We start from the raw sequence: 1837 nt of genomic DNA on the forward strand, positions 1-1837 counted from the left end.
AAGGTAGTCGTTCACTAACCCGTGCACGGTCTCTGACGGTATCCCCGCTCTTATCATAAATATCAGCCTGACCTGTCCACCCGCAGAATGCGGCTTACCCTGTCTCCCACCGTGACGATAAACGCATCCGTACTGAAGAGCTGTACTTCCAGTTTGCTGGCATTTTTCCGCAGCCCCTTCACCACCGTGGACAGCGATTTGTGGTATTACCCCTCCAGTTTTTTCAATTTGTGCAGGTGTTACCGCGAACGACAAAATTCAATACTGTAATCCATTTAATTAATAGTAAAACCACCACTCCCCTGAATAAATAAATTTAGAACTGGGGCAAGCAATTTTACTTACATCATCCGAGCCGTGCCCCCCTTTATTTCTCAGCTGTTGCTCACGCTTTTTTGTTATTTTATTTAAATTGACCATTGCAACATTCCTCATCCCCAGCAACTGAAATATTTCCTCAGCTAACTTGCAACAATTATTTGCATGAGCCTTATATGCAAAAAAAGCAATCAACCCAGAGAGAACTAATGATATAGCGAATAGCACATACAACGAATATTGATATGCCTCCCAATAATCAGAAATTCTCCTGTCATTTAAAACATCATGAAGCATAAACATAAACATGCAAACAAACATTATTATCGCGGTAAGAATAAACATATTTTTAATTCGCCAGAGCATATGTGCAATATGCCCCATATCACATTTCGGACACATCGAAACTATACGATCATCCGGTAACGCAATGGCATAGACTTCATAATGGTCATGCTGCCATTCAACAATCATGTCCACCTCATCGCCAGCCTGAACACGGGTAACACCCACCCAGCCGCGGAATGGCTGACCATTAATCATCCCCTGCACATATTCCGCCGAATTATTCGAAGATTCGCTTTCTGCCATCATGACAGCACCGAGCCCGGGGCTGCCTGCAAAAATCGCTGCAGCGGCAGCCGTACCTCGCTGCCCATCAGTTATCTCCGGCACAGAGTGGCTCGGGTAGGCATCTGCATCAAAATATTCCCTGAATCTCTCATAGCGGAAAGACTCCAGTTTCCCTGAGATTTTCTCCAGAGGACCATTAGGTGGCAATACCGGCGGAGGGGGAAGCTCCCGCGTCCACGGCCTGCCGTTCATCACCTCAATCTCCCGCTTTGTACGCAGGTCTGCTAATTTCTCTGGCTCAACAAACCGCGAACATACCTGCTGATTTTCAACTGAATTCATGAGATATCCTTTATTGCTTCTTCCAAAGCTTTATTCTGGTCTGCCACACTGCGGTTGAAAGATGCTGTGCCAAATACGCATTTCTTACACCATATCTGAAGCTCGTTGTCAGAAATCCAGGTCACCACTACCTGTAACAACGTTACCGCCACCATAGCTTCCCAGGTCATTAAAATCGCCAAAACTCTGACTCCAAAATATCTGTCTGCCAATTTTATAGAAACATATTCCGCACCAGATGCCATTTTGGCGGCTAACTCAACTTTTCCCATTATTTTTACGACTGGATTCATTGCCTCCAGCAGAAGACCAACTGATTTTGTGACAACAAGGACATCCACAAATGTTTTTAACCCCAAAACTCCAACAAGGAAAAAACGATTATTTTCTATTTCTGCTTTGACAGCGAGAACGTCTGAATACACCGACATTAAAGACGCCCCCCCACCCGCTGCCGCCCCAACGCCCTTGACCCATGCTACCGTCAGCTTACCGGCTTCCAGCCCTTTTTCTACTGCCGGCAAAATAACCGACGTCCCCTGACTCACCATCGCCAGACCGCTGGCCAGCAGGCTCGCCAGCGGCTTCTTATCATCCCTGAACT

Annotated in this window: 2 protein-coding genes; both read right to left on the bottom strand. The window is 46.2% G+C overall.

What is annotated here, in order from left to right:
• Window positions 1-279: 279 nt before the first annotated feature.
• Window positions 280-1233, bottom strand: coding sequence for a putative type VI secretion system effector (locus ACOTXR_RS25025; protein ID WP_149410149.1), 954 nt, complete (start codon window positions 1231-1233; stop codon window positions 280-282).
• Window positions 1230-1837, bottom strand: a 608-nt coding sequence (locus tag ACOTXR_RS25030) for a hypothetical protein (RefSeq protein ID WP_421767134.1), incomplete at its 5' end; no start/stop codon positions are given. The genes ACOTXR_RS25030 and ACOTXR_RS25025, both read right to left, overlap by 4 nt.

Source organism: Enterobacter cloacae complex sp. IR53030 (assembly GCF_049238365.1).
In the GTDB taxonomy this organism is placed as follows: Bacteria; Pseudomonadota; Gammaproteobacteria; order Enterobacterales; family Enterobacteriaceae; genus Enterobacter; species Enterobacter kobei.

Excerpts from the sequence above, each read along its gene's own strand:
- ACOTXR_RS25025 (WP_149410149.1), bottom strand. The coding sequence starts at position 1,233 with ATGAATTCAGTTGAAAATCAGCAGGTATGTTCGCGGTTTGTTGAGCCA.